2 protein-coding genes are annotated in these 2,833 nt (G+C 69.5%); one reads left to right on the top strand and one right to left on the bottom strand.

Annotated elements, in window-relative coordinates:
* Positions 1-247 precede the first annotated feature (247 nt).
* Positions 248-1,369 (top strand): ThiF family adenylyltransferase, encoded by a 1,122-nt coding sequence (locus tag ACWEFJ_RS39155; RefSeq protein ID WP_449716909.1) that lies wholly within the window; start codon positions 248-250, stop codon positions 1,367-1,369.
* 20 nt (positions 1,370-1,389) lie between these two features.
* Here the strand turns inward: ACWEFJ_RS39155 and ACWEFJ_RS39150 are convergent.
* Positions 1,390-2,833: tetratricopeptide repeat protein (locus ACWEFJ_RS39150; RefSeq protein WP_449716908.1), on the bottom strand; the 1,444-nt coding region annotated here is incomplete at its 5' end.

Below are 2,833 nucleotides of genomic sequence, written 5' to 3'. Positions count from 1 at the left end.
GAGATGCTTGCCCCGTCCTCCCGACCCGTGGGGGGACGGAACGGAGGCGAACCGCGATGAGCGCCAACGGCCACCACCCGCCAGCCCCTGACGACCCGACCGGGCCGCACTGCCTGGGCCCGGCGACCACGGCCGCCGCCCACGCCGGCATCGACTCCCCGACGTGGGAAGGGAGGTGGCGACAGTGATCGAGTTCATCGAGGTGGATGAGGAGATGACGTTCTGTACTGGTACTGAGTCCTAGTCGATGGGGAGGGTTGTGATGTTTCGCCCGAGGATCAAGTGGGAGCACCGGCCTGTTCGTCTCGGCGACGGTCGTATCCGGATCGGCTCGGTCCGTGGGATCGAGGCCGCTGTGGTGGACCCGGACGGGTGGGTGTGGGCGTTGCTGGAGACCCTCGACGGGACGCGGACGATGGACCGGGTGGTCGCCGACCTGGTCCACGCGTTTCCCGACCGGTCCGAGGTCGAAGTGCGTGCGACGATCAGCGATCTCATCCGCGAGGGCTATCTGGAGGATGCGGCTGAGCCGGTGCCGGAAGGATTGTCGGCGGCGGAGCGGGAACGCTACGGGCGCGGGCGTGGCTTGTGGCGGTGGATGGACCGCACACCGCGCCGGACGAGCTGGGACGTGCAGTTGCTGTTGCGGCAGGCGCGGGTGGTGGTGGTCGGCATCGGTGGCGTGGGCAGTGTCGCCGCGTGGGCGTTGGTGGCCTCCGGGGTCGGGCATGTGCACTGCGTCGAGCCGGACGTGGTGGAGCTGTCGAACCTGAACCGGCAACTGTTGTTCACCGAGCACGACGTGGGCCGGTCCAAGGTCGAGGCGGCGGTGCAGCGGCTGCGTGCCCACAACCGGGATGTGCAGGTCACCGGTGAACGGCTCGTGGTCGACGGCCCGACTGTCCTGCGGAGGTTGGCGGCGCGGTTCGATGTGCTGTTGCTGGCGGCGGACAAGCCCGCCGGGCGGATCCGATCGTGGACCAATTCGGCGTGCCGGGAGACCGGGACGGTGTGGGTGCACGGCGGCTACGACGGACCGCAGGTCAGCATGGGTCTCTACCGGCCCGGCGGAGGCGGACCGTGCTACGACTGCCTCTATGCCGAACGGCAAGCGATGCAGGCGGCGCTGCCGCCACCGACCGAGTGGTCACCGGGGATCAGGTCGGGGGCGGCACCGCAGGCGGTCAACGCGATCACCGCCACCATCGCGGGAAGTATGACCGCGCACGCGGTGATGAGCCTGATCACCGGTGTCCCCGCGCTGCGGACCGACTGCCAGTACGGGTACAACCTCGTCACACTCCAGTCCGGGGTGATCGGACTGAGCGCGCCTAGTTCGTTGTGCCCCACCTGCGGTTCGAACTCCTGACGACCCAGTGGGAAATTGGGTCAGACACGGGGGGCGTAGGGCGGCTGTCCTTCCTGGGACAGCCGCCCGCGCAACAGGTCGGCGTGCGGATCATCGAGGTCGGTGAGGATGGTGACGGCCTCGGCCAGACACCGTGCGGCGCTGTCGTGTTCGCCGACACGCTGCAGTGATGTCGCCAGCGTCTGGAGTGTGGTGGCCACGAACCCTTCGTCACCGGCTTCGGTACGGAACAGGGCCAGTGCCTGCTGGCACAGATCGATCGCGGCCTGGTGTTGCTCGAGCCCTTGGCGCGCTGCCGCGACGTTGTGCAGGGCATAGGCAACGCCTTCGGTCACACCGATTGTTCGGCGCAACACCAGTTCCCGCTCGGCGTGGTCGAGCGCCTCCCGGTGCCGCCCGAGTCGGGTGGTGATCAGGGCCAGGTTGCCGTGCGCATTCGCCTCGAAGTAGATACTGGGCAGACCGCGCACCAACGGCAGTGCCCGCCGGTAGTACGGCTCGGCGTCGGTGAACCGCTGTTGCAGCACCCGGTTGTGTCCCAGGCACGCCAATGCCCTGCCGTACAGTGACGACTCTCCCAGATCATCGGTGAGCGCCAGCGCCACGTGCAGATCGGTGTCGGAGGCGTCCCATTCCCCCATCTTCTGCAGGGTGTCGCCCCGACGGAGCAGCAGCACCGCCTCGACCTGCCGGTCACCACAGGCACGGGCCGCGTCGATGCCGCGGGACTCCGCCCGCATCCGCACCGGCCACAGGACGCGGGACCGGAACACCAGAAACCGCATCGCCAGGGCCACCGCCATCACTTCCCGGTACGCACCGTGCCCGCCTGCCTGCTGTTGGACGGCCTCCAGCGTGACGTGCTCCGCGGTCAGCCAGGCCAACGCCTGTCCCCGGTCGGCCAACCCCATCGGCTCCGGAGCATCGCCGAGGCCGAGGTCCGGGGACGGGTGGGCGGCGAATATCCAACGGTCCGCCTCGATCGCGGTCCGCGCGTACCAGCCCACCACAGCGGTCACCGCCTCTGCGCGGTCCTCGGCGGTGTCGTCCACGCGGGCACGGTCGGCGGCGTAGGCGTGCAGCAGATCGTGCAGCCGGTACCGTCCGCGCGCGACCGGCTCGACCAGGTGCAGATCGGCCAGGACCTCCAAGTGTCGCGACGCGGTCTTGCGGTCCAGACCGGTGAGCGCGGCCACGGCATGCACACCGAACTCGGTACCCGGATGCAGGCCGAGTCGACGGAAGGTCCGCGCGTGCTCGGCGGACAGCCGGGTGTAGGACCAGTCGAACACGGTCCGCACCGCACTACGGTCGTCTCCTGTCGCGCTCAAGGCATCCAACCCGTCCTGCTCGTCGACCAGGTCCGCGACGACGTCGGCGACCGCAATATGCGGGCGGGCGGCGACCCGGGACGCGGCCACCCGCACCGCCAACGGCAACCGTGCGCACAACCGCACCAACTCC

Source organism: Actinosynnema sp. NPDC004786, assembly GCF_053601135.1.
This window is presented reverse-complemented; position numbering and strand designations above follow the sequence as displayed.

What these genes read in the sequence shown, in the direction of transcription:
- ACWEFJ_RS39155 (WP_449716909.1), top strand. Translation starts at nt 248, where the DNA reads ATGGGGAGGGTTGTGATGTTTCGCCCGAGGATCAAGTGGGAGCACCGG.